Source organism: Bacillus sp. TE8-1 (assembly GCF_008368855.1).
GTDB classification, from domain to species: Bacteria; Bacillota; Bacilli; order Bacillales; family Bacillaceae_G; genus Bacillus_A; species Bacillus_A cereus.
In genome coordinates, this window is sequence record NZ_QPET01000003.1 from 249,067 (window position 1) to 266,470 (window position 17,404).

The window sequence follows — 17,404 nt, forward strand, 5'->3', positions numbered from 1 at the left end:
TATGTCTTTAAAGCGAAATATGGTGTTTGGAATAGTTGGGCTGTTAATTCCGATTTTTGTTCTTTTATATGCAGTTGTTTATATTACGTTAGAAAAGAATATGTATCATAACGCAGCAGATTCTTTAGAAAAGTTAAGTGTAGAAGCACAAATTTATACGATGAATTATTTAGAGAAGGAAGCAGAAGTGGATACGCTTGGTCCGAATTCACTTTTAATTGCGTCGTATTTAGCGAAGCGTATGGATGTCCGTGTGCAGATGATTGGGAAGAATGGCGATGTTGTTGCAGATACACAAAAAGGAGCATTGCTTCACCGTAACATCGACATTGAGAGTTCCTTGAAGGGGAAGAAGTCTTATGTTTTCGAGGAGGCGGATCCCGCTCCCATTCTTTTGTTTTCAAGCCCGGTTTATTATGGAAACGATGTCATTGGAAGTATTCGTTTTATAAATGAGTTAACGGGTGAGAAGGAAGTTTTAACAAATGTGAGCTGGACGTTCTTAATGACGTCTCTTTGTTTAGTAGCTACCGGTATTTTCTTTGCGATTCGTTTAGCGAAGTCTCTTCATAAACCAATTGATCAGTTGAGACAAATGGCACAGAGGCTCGCGAATGGTGATTATAAGAGTAAGATTGAGTTAAATGAGTACGTGGAAATCGCTCAGCTTTCAGCATCTTTTAACGCGATGGCCGATGGAATTGAGCTGCATATTAAGCAATTGCAGGAGGAGAAAGAGAAGCAGAAAGATTTCCTAGACCGCATTACGCATGAGCTAAAAACACCGCTAACGGCAATTATCGGTTATGTTGATTTAATTCCGAAGTTACAATCGAAAGAAGATGTACAGGAAAGTCTCCGTTATGTGGCTGTGGAAAGTGAGCGTTTATTATCACTTGTAGAGGAATTGCTTAAGTCCTCGAAATATGGAACGAGTACGTTTGAAGTGTCACCTACAGTTGTGAACATAAAGGAATTGGCAGAGGAAGCAGTTTCAATTGTGAAACCTCGCCTAAATCAGTTTGAAATTGAAGTGATAAATGAGTTAACGGATGTACATGTTGTTGCGGATTTTGATAAGACGAAGCAAATTTTCTTAAATGTGCTTGATAATGCAATTAAGTATAGTGATGCTTCGCACATTCGTATGAATGTAATTGTAAATGAGCATGAGGCGAAGGTCTTTGTTCATGATGATGGGATCGGTATAGATGAAGTGGTGCTTGCGGAGTGGAATGAGTCTCCGAAAGGAAAGGCACTTCCTTCTAGTTACGGGAATGGTTATGGTTTGTATATTTGTCAGGAGATTATGAGTAAGCAGGGCGGAAGCATGCGGATTGAGAGTAGTGAAGAAATAGGTACTATAATATTCATTACATTTTTGCTTCCGAGAAGGATGGAAGACATAAAAAACTTGAAAGCGGTTAAATGATACATTTATGAAACAATTATGCGGTATTTTCGAAACAACGTTTTTTTATCTTGGAGGTAGGCAGAAATGAAAAGGCTATCATTTCAAATTCTTATGTTTGTCATTTGTATGATTGTTTCTCTTGTTTTGTTTTATGTTATGGAGAAGCAAATCTATAATCGAATCAACATTGTAAATGATAAACAAGCCGTTTTACAAAGGGTGAATGAATCTCTTCCAATTGAAGTGAAAGTAAGACATGAAAAGTGGGGAGAAATTGTTGTAACGGATGAAGTTCGTTTGCATACGATTGTTTCATTCTTTGACCGAATTCGAATAGAGCCTGAGGGCGTTAAGAGCCAAGAACAAGTATTTACTGGAGAAGTAACGTACTTGAATGGACATAAGCGTACTTTTGCAGTAGGTGACTTGTTCCAGTATGGGGAAAATGTATACGGAAAGAATGGCATGGATCCGATGATTTCAGCACTTCAAACGTATTTATTAAGCCTGTATTACACGCCAGAGCGTATTAGTGATTTCTTTGCTTCAGCAAAGGATGTCGTAGTACGTCAAGGTGATGTGGTACGTACTATCAATCTTACGCACATACTTGATTCTATTCGGTACGCAAAGCAAATTACAGATTACGGAGAAATTCAGAAGTTATTACAATCGCAGAATGAACCGATTGCTTATATTACAGCTTATAAAACAGGTAAGCGTGTAAAGAATGATCGTGAAGATATTCTTACGATTTCTGTGTATCCATCGTACTTTGTTGTGCAATATCTCGGTGATAATAACGGAAATGTCATGTATATGAAAAGCTCTCTAGCAGAGTTATTCGTAAAGGAGAATGCGTCATGAGAAAGATAGCCTTTTTCTTCTTTTTGCTAGTAATTGGAGGAGCGATGTCTAGTTGCTCTCGAGATACAACCTCTATTAAATATAGTAAAAATGGTCTCCCTATTTTGGATGATCGTCATATTGTTGCGTATGTAGCGGCTCGTGAGGAAGTTGGTGAAGCGTTACTTTCATCATTTTGTAAGCCGCGCGGATGTACGTATGAATTTATTCGTCTTTCAACAGAAGAACTTCTTCGTAGAGTGGAAGAAGAAGCTGGAAATCCGAAGGCGGATATTATTATTGGCGGTACAGTAGATGCGCATCAAATGATGAAGCAAAAAAATCTTTCTATTCCTGTGATAAGCCAACATGCAAATCGTATTTCAAAAACTGTTAAAGATAAAGATGGTTATTGGTACGGTTATGAAGTGGAGAAGCTGGCAATTGCGATTAATAAAGAGCGGTGGAACGAGGAAATAGCGCCGCTCGGTCTCTCGTATCCGTTAAGATGGAAAGATTTATTGAATCCAGTATATAAGGGAAAGATTGTCATGCCCGATCCAAATGTTTCAGGTACAGCATATACGTTTTTCCAGTCACTTATTGATACGTTAGGTGAAGAGGAAGCGAAGGAATATGTGAAGAGTCTGGCAGAACAAGTTGGAGAAGTAACAGTGAATGGTTACATTCCAGCAGAACTTGTTGCGAGCGGTGAATATATGATAGGCATCAACTTTATGGGAGATCAGAGAATGCTTCAAAAACAAGGTTTTCCGATTTTAAGTAACGAACCTGAGCAAACAGGGTTATCTGTTAATGCGATTTCTAAACTAAAACGTGCACCGAGTGGTATTATTGCGGATTTATTTATTGATTATTGTTTATCAGAAGAAGCGGGGCATATTTTAGAAAAAGTGTCGTTTGGCGTACCAACGATGTTTGCGAAGAATGAGAAAGAAATAGAAGGACAGCCGGTTAGAAGGACGAACCAAAATATATCAAATAGCGGAATAATCGAGATATGGAATAGACAGCGTCTCTCTCTGAAGTGAGAAAAGGAGACGGAAATATATGTTTAAATGGCTTAAGCCAGCACCTGCAATTGAAAGATTGCCAGCGGATATGATCGACCGTGTATATCGATTACTACGTATTCGTGTGTTAATCGGGATTTCAGTTGGATATGCTGCTTATTATTTAGTTCGTAGTAACTTTAATTTATCTACTACGTATTTAGTAGACGAGTTCGGATTTAGCACTACACAAATCGGATTATTAGGTGCAGTAATGGCTGTTGTTTACGGACTTAGTAAATTCTTTATGGGTAATTTATCGGATAAGGCATTTGCTCAACGATTTATTGCAGTAGGTTTATTTTTATCTGGGCTTGTTAATATTTGTTTCGGTTATGCATCTTCCTTTGGGATGATTTTAACATTACTTGTTCTAAACGGTATTGTACAAGGTATGGGAGCACCACCTTGTAGTATTGTTATGACGAAATGGTTTTCAAAGAAAGAACGTGGTACGAAAACAGGTCTTTGGAATATTTCACATAACGTTGGTGCACTACTTGTTCCACCATTCATTGGGATTGGGGTAGGGATTTTCGGTGAAAGCCATTGGCAAGGCGGCGTGTTTATTTTCCCAGCGATTATCGCAATGGTAATTGCAGTACTTGTTTGGATCAATGCGAAGGATACACCAGAATCTGAAGGTCTTCCACCAATTGATGAATATCGTAATGACTATGAAGAACTTGAAAAAGTAGATAATGCTAACAAAATGTCACCAAAAGAAATTTTAATGAAATATGTAGTGAAAAATAAATTTGTATGGTTCTTATGTATTGCGAATGCTTTTGTTTATTTAATTCGTTTCGGTGTTATTAACTGGGTACCAATTTACTTAACAACAGTGAAAGGTTTTACAAAAACAGAAGCGCATTTTGCGTATTCAATATTTGAAACGGCAGCGATTCCAAGTTCTTTAATTGTCGGCCTTTTAAGCGATAAATTATTCAAAGGAAAACGTATGCCATTATGTGTTATGAGTATGGCTGGGGTTGTTGTTGGAACAATCGTCTATTGGCAAGCAACTAATATTATTGTTGTGAGTGTTGCAGTTTCTATTATCGGTTGTTTAATTTATGTACCACAGTTCTTAATCGGTTTAAGTGCAATGGAATTAGTACCGAAATTTGCAGTAGGTACGACAGTTGGTATGTGTGGTCTGTTCGGTTATGTTGGAGGAAGTTTCATAGCAAACGCAGCAATTGGTATCATTGTTGATCGTTCTGGCTGGGATGGTTGCTTCATGTTACTGTTAGCGGGTGGCATATTAGCAACGATATTCTTACTGATTGTTCAAATGGGACATGAGAGAAAAGCTTCTAAAGTAGTATAATATTTTATTTGAAAAAGCTATCCAATTGTTATATTGGATAGCTTTTATATTTTTATTTAGAAAAAACAAATAGTATGTAAAATTGGAGTTTAATGTGTAAAAGGTTTTTGTTACTTAATATAATTTTTTTAGATTTAATAAACCAATCACGTACATAGTTAGACCGAAAAATCCACCGCCACAGATGAAAATTACAACCTTAAATAAAGAAATAGAGATTTCTTCTGAACCTACATAGGGAAGGATATAATTCATAAAAACAAACATTTGAAAGCCCCAAAGCACACCTGCTTTTAAGCCAGCTTTTCTTAATTTTTTCTTGTGTTGTAAATATTCTTCTTTTGTTGCACATTCAGTATCACTTAAACCTTTTTTCTTGAATTTAAAGGCTAAGTAATTAGCATAAATCATATTAGATAGAAAAATGAATATTGTCCCTATAGATATTGTGTGGTTCATAGTATCAACAAGTAACATAATAAGCATTACCAACATATTTAGCCACCATAAACCAATTCCAGCTACAGATAATTCTTTATTGATTTCTTGTTTTTGATATTCATCTCTCTCACTCAGTGTTCCAACAAAACTATTATAAACTCTTTCTTTCCATTCAATTTTCATCATTTAATCTCCCTCCCAAAATAGACTGTTTAAATCTGTTTTTAGTGCTTTTGCTAATTCGATACATAAGGCTAAAGAAGGGTTATATTTATTATTTTCAATTAAATTTATTGTCTGTCTCGCCACGTTAACTTTTTTAGCTAACTCTAGCTGCGATAGCCCTTCAGATTTTCGATATTGTTTGACGTTATTCAAATATAACCCTCCCATTTATGGTTGTAGACCTCGTGTACCGAAATGTCATTTATATGTGACATTTTATAATTGAATAAATGAAATGTCAAATATATATGACAAAAATGATAGTAGTACAATTAGGAAAATGATTTTAATAATTTATCTTGGTAAGAAGTTTATTAATAAAAGATGGCTTACATTCATATAAAAAGTACTTGAAAATTCAATTTAAATTATCCTTTTTCCTTTCCTTAAATCTATCTTAAAAGATATAATGTCATATTTCTAATCATTGGAATTTTTGTTACAATATAAATGGATGTGTAAAACTTTGTAAAAATAATGTAATAATATGTAATATATTTTCAGAAAGTTTTATACAATTTTTATATTAAACTATTAAGTTATAAAAAAGGAGCGGTAATATGTTACCAAATACGGTTCGTACTCCAAACAAGAAGAAGAAATGGATTATTATTGGGGTTATTGCACTAATTGTTATTGTAGCGGCAATTAATATTTTTGTTATGCAAGGTAAGAAGAAGGGCGCATCAACAAATGCTGATGCTGTAAGTTTTGAGAAAGTGACAGAGCGTAAGCTGAATAATACGAAGTTAATTTCTGGTCAGGTGAAGCCTGGTAATATTGAAAGCTTCTATGCAGATCCGGCCAAAGGGAAAGTGAAAGATATTGAGGTAAAAGAAGGGCAAGAGGTAGAGAAAGGCACGAAGTTATTCTCTTATGATAATGAAGAGATTAACCTTCAAATGAAGCAAGCTGAGCTTGATCAGAAGATGGCGGATATGCGTTATGATCAAGGAAAAAAGAAGATTGATTCGTTGAAGAAAGAAATTAAGAAGGCGAAAGATAGCGGAGCTGGGAAAGAAGTAACAGATCCGATGGACGAGCAAGTAAACGAGTTAGAGATAGGACAAAAAACAATTGACCTTGAGAAAGAAAAAGGAAAGTTGCAGAAAGAAGAGTTAAGTAAGAAGCAGAAAGAACTTACGATTTATAGCAATTTCGCTGGTGTTGTTCAAAAGTTAGATAAAGATGCGGCACAAAGTTCATCTCAAGCGTTAGGTGGTCAAGGAAAAGCGTTTTTACAAGTAGCTTCTAAAGATCCATTCCAAGTTCAAGGTACGTTAACTGAGCTTCAGAAGTCACAAATTCAAAAGGATCAAACATTCACTGTAACTGCGAAAGCAAATAATAAGAAGAAGTGGACAGGTAAAATTACAGAGGTAAGTGAGTTCCCAACAAGTGCAGAGATGGCGCAAGCTGGCGGCATGGGTGAAGCAACTCAAAATATGTCCCAATATACATATAAAGCTAGCCTTGATAGTCAAGATGGTTTATCTCCAGGTTATCACGTTTCATTGCAAGTAAACTTAGAGAATAAGAAGATGATTGCTGTCCCAAGTAAGAGCATTGTAGCAAAAGGCGATGATGCATTTGTTTATGTTGAGGAAAAAGGAAAGCTTCGTAAACAAAATGTGAAAAAAGGTTCTACTGATGGAGATTGGACAGAGGTTGTAGAAGGCGTAACAGTGGGGCAAAAGGTGGTTAAAAATCCTTCCGACGATGTGTATGACGGAATGGAAGTGAAAGAGAAATGATTACGTTAAATAATATTGCTAAAACGTATTATCAAGGAAAATTGGCGGTGCCGATTTTGCATGGTATTAGTTTAACAATTCAGAGCGGTGAGTTCGTTTCGATTATGGGACCGTCTGGTTCTGGTAAGTCGACGCTTATGAATATTATCGGTTGTTTAGATCGTCCAACAGAAGGCGAATATATGCTGAATGACGTGAATATCTTAACAGCAGACGAGTCAAAGCTTGCTTTAATTCGTAATGAATATATTGGCTTTGTATTCCAGCATTTTAATTTACTACCTCGTCTTTCCGCAGTGGAAAATGTTGAGCTTCCGCTCGTATATGGTGGCGTGAAGAAAGCGGAGCGTCGCAAGCGTGCTTTGGAGGCGTTAGGTAAAGTTGGATTGGCAGATCGCGTGCATCATTTACCAAATGAGTTATCAGGTGGACAGAAGCAGCGTGTAGCGATTGCAAGAGCGATTGCGAATAATCCAACGTTCATTATGGCCGATGAACCGACTGGTGCACTTGATACGAAGTCTGGTGAGCAAGTTATGAATATTTTCACGAAGCTTAATGCAGAAGGTACGACAATTGTTATGGTTACGCATGAAGAGGAAGTAGCAGCGTATTCTTCCCGCCGAATTGTACTGCGAGACGGGAAAGTTACAGAAGATAGAAGGTGTGCGGTATGAGTTTACTAGATAGTATAAAAATTGCCCTGTCTTCTATTTTAGCTCATAAACTGCGTTCAGCTCTTACGATGCTCGGTATTATTATTGGGGTAGGTTCGATTATTACTGTCGTTGCAATTGGGCAAGGCGGGGAAGCGATGCTGAAGTCGAAATTCGCGGGTTCTGGTGGTAATAACCTTATGCCAATTCAATTTAAAGCAGATATTAATGATGAATTTGCTATAGGTGGATTTGAGATGCCGAAGTTAACGGAAGAGGATATTTTGGAAGTAAAACAAGTGAAAGATGTTTCACACGTTATTACAACAAATTCGACGACAGAGACACTTGATGTAAATGATAAAAAAGCAAGGCTGAATGTTATTGGTCTTGATAATGAATATTTTGCGGTTAATAAAGTAAAGGTCGTAAAGGGACGTACTTTAAACGAATCAGATATTTCTCATGCAAATAACGTTGTGATGATTAGTACAAAAACAGAGGAGACGTTATTTAAGGATGTAAACCCAGTTGGACAAATTATTGAGATGAAGGGACAGCCAATGCAAATTATTGGTGTGTATACATCTGATAATGAGTTTATGGGATTTGAAATGGAAGAAGCGTTAATCCCTCTTACATTATGGCCTGTTTTATACGGAACAGATGATATTCAAAATATCGCCATTCAAGCTAAAAATGTAGACAATTTAGAAGCAGCAGGGAAACGAGCTGTTGATGTATTAAATAGTCGTAAGCCAAGTGAAATCCCAGGTAAATATGAACTGGTGAATTTAAAAGAACTCCAAGAAAATGTTTCTAAAGTAACTAGCATCATGACGATGATTATCGGTGGTATCGCTGGTATTTCATTAGTCGTTGGTGGTATTGGTGTTATGAATATCATGCTTGTATCTGTAACGGAGCGTACGCGCGAAATTGGGATACGTAAAGCGCTTGGAGCAACGCGTAGTAAAATTTTATTACAGTTTTTAATTGAAGCCGTTATGTTAACACTTCTAGGTGGTTTGATCGGAATTGGCCTTGGGTATGGCGGAGCATATATCGTTTCTACATTCGCAAAATGGCCACCACTCGTTTCATGGGAAGTTGTCGTTGGAGGCGTACTGTTCTCGATGACACTCGGTATTATTTTCGGATTAATTCCAGCAAATAAAGCTGCGAAATTAGATCCAATTGAAGCATTACGTTATGAGTAATTAATAGTGTAGTAGAACTACACATTACCGTTCTAGTGGGCGGTTCGTAGCCTCTATATGAGGAAGTGAACCGCCCGTTAGAACGGGTTATATAAATAGAAGGAGGCGTTATAATGGAAGCTAATATTAATACGCAAGATGTAGGTGCGAAGAAGCCATCATTATTAGGAATGATTATTTCTCCAAGTGAGCAGTTTGAGAGAATGAAGACGAGTAATGCAGTTTGGGGTGCATTTTGGCTACTTGTTTTAATAGCTGGGCTTGTTGGGGGATTTGCTGCTTATGTATATTCTCTAACACCTGAAGCAATTAAGCTTAATAAGGAATTAGGTGTTACTGTTTCAGCTGCAATGACATATGGTATGGGATTTGGGATAATTGCTATTAGTATGGCATTTGTCTTTCTACTTAGTGCTGTGGTGTATAAAGTGTTAATGGTATTTATAAGCAATGATACTTCTTTTAAAAAGTTATTAGCGATTACTGTATATTCAAGTGTTATTTCATTACTAGGTTTATTAATAAATACGATTTTAGCATATATTTTAGGTGGATCAGGTCAAGAAATGTACACTGGCCTAGAGCCAATTTTTGCTTCAAGTAGTGGTGTTGTAAAAGGCATTGTAAGTAAATTTGAAGTGTTTACAATTTGGGGATATGCAGTTACATGGCTAGGTCTTCAAATTACAGCAGGTTTGACTAAAAAGCAGGCAACAATTATTACTATTGTTTTCTTTGTTTTAACTCTTGGAATCGGAGCTTTACAAGGTATGTTCCAATAAGGAAATAAGATAGAAAAGGTGGCTCTTCCAAGAGTCACCTTTTTTATTTTTACCCCTATATCAAATACCATCAACAAAATTTCAAATACTATCTAGTGTAATTTCAAATTCCGTCGGTAGTATTTGAAATGACTCACAGTGAAATCTTTTCTTTATTTTTATATTGTGAAGGTACCGCGGAATACTAGAAAGGTATACCTTTTAGAAACGGGTACTGTGTGAAGCCAGCGACTTTTAAAGAGGCAGTTGTTTTGTATGAAGGGATGATTGTAAATCAAATAAAGAAATTAGGTATTCGTAAAGATTATGAAGAGTATTATCAATGTGGTTTAATCGGTCTTTGGCATGCGTATGAAAGATTTGATGAAAAGAAGGGGTATTTCCCTGCATATGCAGTTGTAACGGTGCGAGGTTATATATTAGAGAGATTGAAGAAAGAGTTCGCAGTGCAGGAGAGATGTGTATGTGTAGGAGAGTATGAGGATATCTTTCATTTTGAGGATGTTGAAATAAGAGTGAAGGATTTTATGAGCGTGTTAGATGAGAAGGAGAAGTATATTATTTTTGAACGTTTTTTTGTAGGGAAGACGATGGGAGAAATCGCTTTAGAGACGGAAATGACATATTATCAAGTAAGATGGATGTATCGGCAAGCACTTGAGAAAATGCGAGATAGTGTAAAAGGATAAAAATAGAAAATAGAATGGAAGGTAAGGAAATACTACCTTCCATTCTATTTGTTATTAAGGTGATGAATCTTGCATGTTCATTTGGGATAATACATATCCAGCTTTCCATAATTGCTGGCTTAACTTATGGGGACTAATTTGTATCGTTACGGTAGCTCCGTTTGAAAAATGAATTTTAGCTCGTTTAGCTTTTTTGAAAAACTCTATTGTATGAACATGTTTGAAGAAAAGCCAAATACAATTTGGAGAAGCAGGAGATTCTGTTGGGAAAGCACAAATATATTCTCTATGATTGATTGGAATTGGAACGTTTTGTTTAAATTTAAATTTTGTTTTTACAGCATTACGTCTCCCTTGATAAGTAGAATGAATATTTGTTAGACAAGATTTCTGTATAAGTTGGAGAGCAGTTTGACAGGAGTAAAGATGGTTTCCGCTACTGTCAATAATTTTTGTACGGTAATAAGGGTGTTTACATGGTTCAAGCATCATTGTAGAACTAGAAATAAAAATGTTGTTTTCATTATCCATAATTCTATATCCTCCCTTATAATTTTCATTCCGAATATAATTATATATAAATTAAGTAAATTTACTGTTAATATTCTATTTCATATTGTAAATTTTGGCTCTTCGTTTACAATCAATAGGTGATAGTCTTTCTAATTTGCATCGCTTGTACATATATATGAAAATAGAAAAGAGTAGGCGGTGATATAGTATGAAGAAAAAGTATATTATTATGGCTTTAGTTGTCGTTCTCCTAGTATATTTAGCAAACAGTAATCCGAGTAAAGGAGAATATACAGAATGGGCAGCGAAGCAGTTTATGAAGCGTAATGATGTGAGTAAGAAGCTAGATGAAGTTCAAAAAGAGAATGAAGAGGGTCTCCTTGGCGACTTGGCATCGGCCGGTAAAAAGTTAGCGAAAAAGTATGTTGAGCCACAAGTTGGGTTATTAATCGATCATTATACGAAGCGAAATGATTATATATTCTTCTCAACATATACGACTGAGTTTGATATAGGGGAAGAACATTATAAGTATGTATGCGTCGGTTTTTCAAAGATTTTTATCCCGATTGAAATGCCGAAGAAAAAAGACGAATCTGCAAAATGATGCAGATTCGTCTTTTTTATTTTATAAAGTAATTTGAACTTCAGATACATTTTTTTCTATAAGGCGAGCTCCCTTTTTTCTTGTATTTTCATCAATGGATGAAAATACAGATGAGGCAAGGATTGTATCCATTACTTGATTTACGACTTGTGCATCGATTGGTGTGATGGGCGTATCGATAGAAAAAACGACTGTTTTTCCATCTTCTTTCGCGAAAATCAACTCTAGTACTTGCATGTGTTATTCCCTCCTTTGTGTTTATCCCGCTATTTACGGGATTTGGGTCTGCCGGTTAAATTGCGGGCTAATAATCAGCGGGGATGAATAAAATCCCCACTGATCCAAGTTTTACTTTATAGTTTAGAAAGATCTGATGTGCTTACAAGTTGTACAGCGTGAAGTGGTGATGCTTGTAAGGAAGCTAGAGCATGAGCTACATTGTGTACTTGATCTAAGCTCGCATTTGTTTTAACACGTTTAAATTGTTTGCTCTTGAAAACTGTTTTGCCGTTCTTATCTAATCCGTTGTTTAAGACAAGACGTAAAGTTAAATCCATTACGATTGTTTCAATTGCCATGTGTATCACCTCCTTTCACTTTATAAATAGGGTACAAATGTCATGTTTTGGCGTGAAATTTTTTCTTTTTTTTGGTACCCTTAAAAGATTAAGAGAGGAGAATTCTGGATAATGAATCGTAAATGGTTATTTTGGATTCCTGTATTACTATGGATGGGGCTGATTTTCTATTCTTCGGCACAACCATATAAAAAGCAGGATATGCGTTCAGATATTGAACAATATGTAAATGTTGAATTTGTGAAAGAGCATTTTTCATGGGTATCTATCGATTATGGTGGAGGAACCCCTGTTAGTATTGCGAATAAAGGTGTAGGCGGATTTATTGAGTTTTTCCTTCGTAAAGGTGCTCATTTTATGGTGTTCTTTATGCTAGGTTCATTGATTTATTACGCTTTTCATCGATCAGGTTATTCGAGGAAAAGATGTTTTATATATGCCCTTCTTTTCGTTGCGGGTTATGCAACATTTGATGAGATTCACCAATGGTATACGGGGGATCGTACACCAATGTGGCAAGATTCATTGCTTGATACGTGCGGCGGGTTAACGGGGATTATAATAAGTAATTGGTTTTGGAATAGAAAAAAGCGCTAATCTCATTTCGAGATTAGCGCTTTTTTTTTGCGGGGAGTAAAACCTCCACTGATTAAAGTTTCACTTTATCCCGCATTAACGGGCAGTAAGACCCCCACCTCAAAATTCAGCGAAAGCAAAGGAGTTAGGGAGGTGATCAACTGCCCGTAAAAGCCCGATTGGTTCAACTAATAATCAGTGGGGATGAACAAAACCCCCACTGATTAAAGTTTCACTTTATACACCAAGTAATTCTTTTAGTTCGTCTGTTGATAGTTCAGTCATCCAGCTATCGCTTGTGATGACCGCATTGTTTAGAGATTGTTTTCTTTCTAGCATTTCATCAATTTTTTCTTCTAATGTTCCTGTTGTAATAAGTTTGTGAACATGAACAAATCGTTTTTGACCAATGCGATATGCGCGGTCTGTTGCTTGATTTTCCACAGCTGGATTCCACCAACGGTCGTAGTGAATGACATGGTTGGCAGCGGTTAAGTTTAATCCTGTTCCGCCAGCTTTTAAGGATAAGATGAAAATGTCATACGTTCCGTTTTGGAACTCCTCAATCATCTTGTCGCGATCTTTTTTCGGCACACTACCGTTTAAGAAGAGGACACGCTGGCCGAATTTTTCTTCTAGCACACGTTTTAGCATGTTCCCCATGCCGATGTATTGAGTGAAGATGAGGCAACTTTCATTTTGATCTTTTATATTTTCGATGAGCTCCATTAACGTTTTTGTTTTCATAGAGCGTTCAACGACATTTTGTGGCTCTTCTTCTTTTAAATAAAGAGCTGGATGATTACAAATTTGTTTTAGCTTGTTCAGCATAAGTAATATAAAGCCGCGTCTTTCAATTCCACTTAATCCTTCGACATTTTGCAGTGTATCTTGAACAAGTTGTTCATATAAGGAAGCTTGTTCACCAGTAAGAGGACAGTAAGCTTTTTGTTCTTGTTTATCTGGTAAATTTAATGCGACCGTTTGATCTTTCTTCGTTCGGCGCAGTAAAAATGGTGAGATAAACCGTTGAACTTGCTGGATTTTTCCTTCATCACGATCTTTTTCAATCGGTGTGACGAAGCGACGTTGGAATTGCCCTAAGCTTCCGAGATATCCATGATTAATAAAGTCGAAAATGGACCAAAGTTCAGCAAGGCGATTTTCCATCGGCGTACCAGTTAAAGCGATTTTGTGATTTGCTTGTAAGTTTCGTACTGCTTTCGACTGTTTCGTATGTGGGTTCTTAATATTTTGTGCTTCATCCAAAATAACAGCATCCCAGCATAATGAAGTTAGTTCTTCCTCATCGAGTTGAGCCAATGCATAAGATGTTAATACAACATCTGCTGATTGAAGGAAATCTTCAAAAGAATTGCCCTTATCTCTATTACTTCCGTAATGTAATTGAACACGTAAATTCGGTGCGAAACGCTCAAATTCTTTTTGCCAATTTCCAAGAACAGATGTCGGCGCTACGATTAATGCAGGGCCTGTTTTGAGATTGTTTTCTTTTATATATAGTAAGTAAGAGATTGTTTGAATACTTTTCCCGAGTCCCATATCGTCAGCTAGCAATGCTCCAAATCCAAGCTTTCGTAAATATAATAACCATTCAATGCCGTGTTGTTGATACGGACGAAGTGTTGCGTTTAGTGAAGTAGGGACATCTACTTTTGGAATATCTCCAATATGAAGTAGCTTTTGGAATAGTTCCTCATAATATCCATCTAGTTCGATTTCAATATCAGTAAACGGACTATCATCTTCTACAATTTCTGTTTCAGCCGTATTTGATAAATGTTGTTGCAAAACATCTTTCATCTCTAGTCCGTATTTATCGGCACGGTTCATGAGTTTCCTTACTTCTTCGATAAAGGCTGGATCTAGTCGCATCCATTGACCGTTTATATTAAATAGACGTTTGTTTTGTTCAACGAGTTCAAAAAACTCGCTTTCTGATAAATCAATGCCGTTCGTCGAAATTCGCCAGTCAAAATTAACGAGCGTATTCATACCGAAGAACGATTGTGTTTGTACTGTATTTTGCTTCAGCTGGACACGTAATTTCGGTTTTGTTGCTTTTAAATTTTGCCACCATGATGGTAGTAAAATTGTAATGCCGGCTGCAAGTAATTCATTGCTTGCTTCTGTTAAGAAGTTCCACGCTTCTGTTTCAAAGAGCTCATTTCGGAATGTATCTCCTTCTTTTAACCACGGTATGAGCTTACTAAAACCTTCTTGTGTTTCTGTAATCCGTTCTTCGTAATCGTGCCATCTTTTCGGTAAGGAATCGATGTTTTCATATACATATATGCGATGCGCCCCGCGCTTTGGTGTCACGATTGTTTCAAGTTTCCACATTTCAAATTCTTCTTGTGGTTCTTGCAGTCTTAGTCCGATTGTAAACGGAAGATCATCTTCAATATAACCAATTTTTCGAAGCCAATCTTCTTCATGTAGTGCTGTTTCCAATTGTCTTTTCGTAAAGTCGTAATGTTCATATAGTCTTTTAGCATCTTCCCAGCCGTCATTTGAGCGATTATCTTGTAATATGCTTTCATTAACTGCTGCTGAGAAAAGAGATGCTAATGTGTCATCTTCAATTGGCGTATTTTGAACTTTCCAAGATGGTTGTTTGGGCCAGTGCTCCATATCTGGTACGAAGCTACCACTCGTAAAGGCATCCCATAATTCATTTGCATCTTTTGTAAGTGCTGTAATAGGGCCGTTCAGTTGAATATGTGCAAAGGAATTCATTGGTTTGTTTGCAATGTATTCAAAGGCTTGTGCATTTGTTAGTAGCACACCTTGTTTTCCTTCGAAGGTTGCTTCTTTTAGAAACGTACAGTAGAAAGAAGTGGAGTGCCATGTGAATGCATTTCGTTTCCAACTTGTTACGGATAATGGAGTACCGCTGTCATCTTCTCCCCAAAGGAACCAACCTTGACTAACATGCTGGAGCCTAATTGTTACTTCAGTTTGATTGATCATCGATTAATTTTCCTTTCCGTAATTCCTCTTGTAGTGCACGCAGACGTGAATGGAGATTGGCGATGTGAATAATGAAAGCATCCCATTCATCGGTGCGTTTTAATCGTTTATATAATGTACGTAATTTCTTTAAGTAACGAACTGCGCGTCTATATGATTTACGATTTCGTTCTTCAATTGCTTCTACAGCAGCAAGATGATAAAGAGGAAGTGCTGCTTCTGGCGCTTCTTTTTCAATATCTTTCAGTGGTTCTTTTAACAGTTCAATTGCTTCAAACCCATATAAGAGATGAAGCTCTGCCCATGTACGATACTGTTTTTTCGCGAGTACGTACTGTTCATAGTTTGTGAAACTATACGGTAATAGTTCCTGCAAGATCATTTCAAAACCAGCTTGTTCATTTGTATGTGTTGCATATGTTTCATACATGATTACAAATAGCCGAACGATATCTTTTATAAAAATCGTATTTTCGTGATCTTGGATCGTTTTCTTTACTTGTTTATACGTAAAGGAAAGCCAGTTTTTCGCACGATCCCACTGCATGGCATTTAATAGTTCTTCTAACCAATAGAAGTATAGACTCACAACAGAAGCAGGCTGTTTTTTTAGTAAGTCCATCGCTAGTAGATCTTCTTCATTTAAAAAGAGAAGGTGAGAAGACGCTAATGCTTTAGATAGTGGATTGATTTTCGTATCGATTCGTTTTTCTTCCTCTTGTATTTTCTCTTTATTGTTTAAAAGTTCACTCCATATGTGGCGATAAATGAAAAATCGCTCTTGTGTATAAGCGTCGGTAGAGAAGAATACTTCATGAACAAGACGAGCTGTTTCTTGCAAAATTATTTCAGACTCTGAAGGAATCGCTTCTGATTGTAAGTCCCGAACGATGGATTCCACTTTGTCTACAAATAGGCGAACGACATTAACAGGTTGGTGATAAGAATACGTTTTGTTTGCTTCGAATGCCTGGATTTCTTCTAATAATTTTTGAAAGCAGTAAAGTGCTGCATGTAACCTGAATAATTCATGTATGGCGATGACGCGCGGAGCTTTCCGCTCAAGCTTCGTATAGAAATCTGTAAAGATACTCATAAGAAAATACATTTGTTTATAAGTAAGGCGAGCTTGTTCTTTTTTAAATGATTCATATTCTTTTTCAAAATATGATTCCCAACTTTTATAATCCGTTTCTTCAAAAGCTGATGATTGCAATACTTGTCTTGCAGTTCGAATAGGAGGAAGGGAAGGTTTCGTATTATTTTTAAATAAAGTTAATACATCTCCTACTTGCCCGAAACTAGACGCTGCAGATAGTAATACAGCGAGCATATGCTCACATTGTGTTGGTGCGAAGCAATCACAATAACTTTCAGCGACATTACGAATCGGAATATGAACGCTATATACGTTGCCTTCCGCATCTACAGTTCCTGATAGTGTATAACCATCAAAGTCAACGTTGTAGACAACACCACTACGATATAGGTGCCGAGCTGTAGCGACATGTTCCTGATCAGCTGTTTGCTGTGGATCTAGTCCTTGAACGAACTCATTCGCAATCATCATAATTTCATCTTTCGTAATTGAGTGTTGCAGCATAATATTCCTCCGTACACATATTTCTTTCCTTTACCATTATAAACAAAAAATGCTCAAAACAGAAAAAATGAAATTTGGATTACATAACTTGAAAATCATG

At 36.6% G+C, this 17,404-nt stretch carries 18 protein-coding genes; 11 read left to right on the forward strand and 7 right to left on the reverse strand.

Annotated elements, in window-relative coordinates; genetic code table 11:
• Position 1 precedes the first annotated feature (1 nt).
• The 4 genes from DN404_RS03495 to pgtP all read left to right on the forward strand — a co-directional run bounded on the left by DN404_RS03495 (position 2) and on the right by pgtP (position 4,666).
• Positions 2-1,432 (forward strand): sensor histidine kinase, encoded by a 1,431-nt coding sequence (locus DN404_RS03495; RefSeq protein ID WP_048534531.1) that lies wholly within the window; start codon positions 2-4, stop codon positions 1,430-1,432.
• Between the two features lie 66 nt (positions 1,433-1,498).
• Positions 1,499-2,281 (forward strand): DUF3919 family protein, encoded by a 783-nt coding sequence (locus DN404_RS03500; RefSeq protein WP_006925814.1) that lies wholly within the window; start codon positions 1,499-1,501, stop codon positions 2,279-2,281.
• Positions 2,278-3,312, forward strand: coding sequence for an ABC transporter substrate-binding protein (locus tag DN404_RS03505; protein ID WP_001225644.1), 1,035 nt, complete (start codon positions 2,278-2,280; stop codon positions 3,310-3,312). The genes DN404_RS03500 and DN404_RS03505 overlap by 4 nt, the downstream gene beginning before the upstream one ends.
• Positions 3,313-3,331: 19 nt before the next feature.
• On the forward strand, positions 3,332-4,666 hold the full coding sequence (pgtP, locus tag DN404_RS03510; RefSeq protein WP_061113497.1) for an MFS transporter: 1,335 nt from the start codon (positions 3,332-3,334) through the stop codon (positions 4,664-4,666).
• A 114-nt stretch (positions 4,667-4,780) separates the two neighbouring features.
• On the opposite strand, the gene DN404_RS03515 is transcribed toward pgtP, so the two are convergent.
• Positions 4,781-5,293: a DUF3278 domain-containing protein gene (locus DN404_RS03515; RefSeq protein WP_000975591.1), complete on the reverse strand. Its 513-nt coding sequence runs from the start codon at positions 5,291-5,293 to the stop codon at positions 4,781-4,783.
• Positions 5,294-5,485 carry a helix-turn-helix transcriptional regulator gene (locus DN404_RS03520; RefSeq protein WP_001067016.1) on the reverse strand — a complete coding sequence of 64 codons (192 nt, stop codon included), beginning with the start codon at positions 5,483-5,485 and terminating at the stop codon, positions 5,294-5,296.
• Positions 5,486-5,892: 407 nt separating this feature from the next.
• On the opposite strand from DN404_RS03520, the gene DN404_RS03525 reads away from it, so the two are divergent.
• The 5 genes from DN404_RS03525 to DN404_RS03545 all read left to right on the forward strand — a co-directional run bounded on the left by DN404_RS03525 (position 5,893) and on the right by DN404_RS03545 (position 10,433).
• Positions 5,893-7,086, forward strand: a complete 1,194-nt coding sequence (locus DN404_RS03525; RefSeq protein ID WP_025709693.1) for an efflux RND transporter periplasmic adaptor subunit — start codon at positions 5,893-5,895, stop codon at positions 7,084-7,086.
• Positions 7,083-7,763: an ABC transporter ATP-binding protein gene (locus DN404_RS03530; protein WP_000631626.1), complete on the forward strand. Its 681-nt coding sequence runs from the start codon at positions 7,083-7,085 to the stop codon at positions 7,761-7,763. The genes DN404_RS03525 and DN404_RS03530 overlap by 4 nt, the downstream gene beginning before the upstream one ends.
• Complete coding sequence (locus DN404_RS03535) at positions 7,760-8,962, forward strand: ABC transporter permease (RefSeq protein WP_149214734.1); 1,203 nt, start codon at positions 7,760-7,762, stop codon at positions 8,960-8,962. The genes DN404_RS03530 and DN404_RS03535 overlap by 4 nt, the downstream gene beginning before the upstream one ends.
• A gap of 113 nt (positions 8,963-9,075) precedes the next feature.
• Entirely contained in the window at positions 9,076-9,744 is a 669-nt protein-coding gene (gene yknW, locus DN404_RS03540; RefSeq protein ID WP_061113495.1) for a YknW family membrane protein, read from the forward strand.
• A 218-nt stretch (positions 9,745-9,962) separates the two neighbouring features.
• Entirely contained in the window at positions 9,963-10,433 is a 471-nt protein-coding gene (locus tag DN404_RS03545; protein WP_002025078.1) for a sigma-70 family RNA polymerase sigma factor, read from the forward strand.
• A 54-nt stretch (positions 10,434-10,487) separates the two neighbouring features.
• Here the strand turns inward: DN404_RS03545 and DN404_RS03550 are convergent, their stop codons facing one another.
• Complete coding sequence (locus DN404_RS03550; protein WP_000368312.1) at positions 10,488-10,964, reverse strand: competence protein ComK; 477 nt, start codon at positions 10,962-10,964, stop codon at positions 10,488-10,490.
• Between the two features lie 190 nt (positions 10,965-11,154).
• Here DN404_RS03550 and DN404_RS03555 point away from each other — a divergent pair, with 190 nt between their 5' ends.
• On the forward strand, positions 11,155-11,553 hold the full coding sequence (locus tag DN404_RS03555; protein WP_000731405.1) for a DUF4359 domain-containing protein: 399 nt from the start codon (positions 11,155-11,157) through the stop codon (positions 11,551-11,553).
• Between the two features lie 21 nt (positions 11,554-11,574).
• On the opposite strand, the gene DN404_RS03560 is transcribed toward DN404_RS03555, so the two are convergent.
• A complete protein-coding gene (locus DN404_RS03560; protein ID WP_001197591.1) occupies positions 11,575-11,790 on the reverse strand; it encodes a DUF2922 domain-containing protein in 216 nt (71 codons plus the stop codon).
• Between the two features lie 116 nt (positions 11,791-11,906).
• Positions 11,907-12,131 carry a DUF1659 domain-containing protein gene (locus tag DN404_RS03565; RefSeq protein ID WP_000963861.1) on the reverse strand — a complete coding sequence of 75 codons (225 nt, stop codon included), beginning with the start codon at positions 12,129-12,131 and terminating at the stop codon, positions 11,907-11,909.
• Positions 12,132-12,242: 111 nt separating this feature from the next.
• Here DN404_RS03565 and DN404_RS03570 point away from each other — a divergent pair, with 111 nt between their 5' ends.
• A complete protein-coding gene (locus tag DN404_RS03570) occupies positions 12,243-12,728 on the forward strand; it encodes a VanZ family protein (RefSeq protein WP_001080709.1) in 486 nt (161 codons plus the stop codon).
• Between the two features lie 216 nt (positions 12,729-12,944).
• Here the strand turns inward: DN404_RS03570 and DN404_RS03580 are convergent, their stop codons facing one another.
• Both DN404_RS03580 and DN404_RS03585 read right to left on the reverse strand, forming a co-directional pair.
• Complete coding sequence (locus DN404_RS03580) at positions 12,945-15,701, reverse strand: DEAD/DEAH box helicase (RefSeq protein ID WP_149214735.1); 2,757 nt, start codon at positions 15,699-15,701, stop codon at positions 12,945-12,947.
• Positions 15,685-17,304 (reverse strand): SWIM zinc finger family protein, encoded by a 1,620-nt coding sequence (locus DN404_RS03585; RefSeq protein WP_149214736.1) that lies wholly within the window; start codon positions 17,302-17,304, stop codon positions 15,685-15,687. Before DN404_RS03585 ends, DN404_RS03580 begins: the two co-directional genes overlap by 17 nt.
• Positions 17,305-17,404 lie beyond the last annotated feature (100 nt).

Bases quoted from the DNA above. Each gene is read 5' to 3' on its own strand.
- DN404_RS03495 (WP_048534531.1), top strand. From the start codon at position 2: ATGTCTTTAAAGCGAAATATGGTGTTTGGAATAGTTGGGCTGTTAATT.
- DN404_RS03500 (WP_006925814.1), top strand. From the start codon at position 1,499: ATGAAAAGGCTATCATTTCAAATTCTTATGTTTGTCATTTGTATGATT.
- DN404_RS03505 (WP_001225644.1), top strand. From the start codon at position 2,278: ATGAGAAAGATAGCCTTTTTCTTCTTTTTGCTAGTAATTGGAGGAGCG.
- pgtP (WP_061113497.1), top strand. From the start codon at position 3,332: ATGTTTAAATGGCTTAAGCCAGCACCTGCAATTGAAAGATTGCCAGCG.
- DN404_RS03515 (WP_000975591.1), bottom strand. From the start codon at position 5,293: ATGATGAAAATTGAATGGAAAGAAAGAGTTTATAATAGTTTTGTTGGA.
- DN404_RS03525 (WP_025709693.1), top strand. From the start codon at position 5,893: ATGTTACCAAATACGGTTCGTACTCCAAACAAGAAGAAGAAATGGATT.
- DN404_RS03530 (WP_000631626.1), top strand. From the start codon at position 7,083: ATGATTACGTTAAATAATATTGCTAAAACGTATTATCAAGGAAAATTG.
- DN404_RS03535 (WP_149214734.1), top strand. From the start codon at position 7,760: ATGAGTTTACTAGATAGTATAAAAATTGCCCTGTCTTCTATTTTAGCT.
- yknW (WP_061113495.1), top strand. From the start codon at position 9,076: ATGGAAGCTAATATTAATACGCAAGATGTAGGTGCGAAGAAGCCATCA.
- DN404_RS03550 (WP_000368312.1), bottom strand. From the start codon at position 10,964: ATGGATAATGAAAACAACATTTTTATTTCTAGTTCTACAATGATGCTT.
- DN404_RS03555 (WP_000731405.1), top strand. From the start codon at position 11,155: ATGAAGAAAAAGTATATTATTATGGCTTTAGTTGTCGTTCTCCTAGTA.
- DN404_RS03560 (WP_001197591.1), bottom strand. From the start codon at position 11,790: ATGCAAGTACTAGAGTTGATTTTCGCGAAAGAAGATGGAAAAACAGTC.
- DN404_RS03565 (WP_000963861.1), bottom strand. From the start codon at position 12,131: ATGGCAATTGAAACAATCGTAATGGATTTAACTTTACGTCTTGTCTTA.
- DN404_RS03570 (WP_001080709.1), top strand. From the start codon at position 12,243: ATGAATCGTAAATGGTTATTTTGGATTCCTGTATTACTATGGATGGGG.
- DN404_RS03580 (WP_149214735.1), bottom strand. From the start codon at position 15,701: ATGATCAATCAAACTGAAGTAACAATTAGGCTCCAGCATGTTAGTCAA.
- DN404_RS03585 (WP_149214736.1), bottom strand. From the start codon at position 17,304: ATGCTGCAACACTCAATTACGAAAGATGAAATTATGATGATTGCGAAT.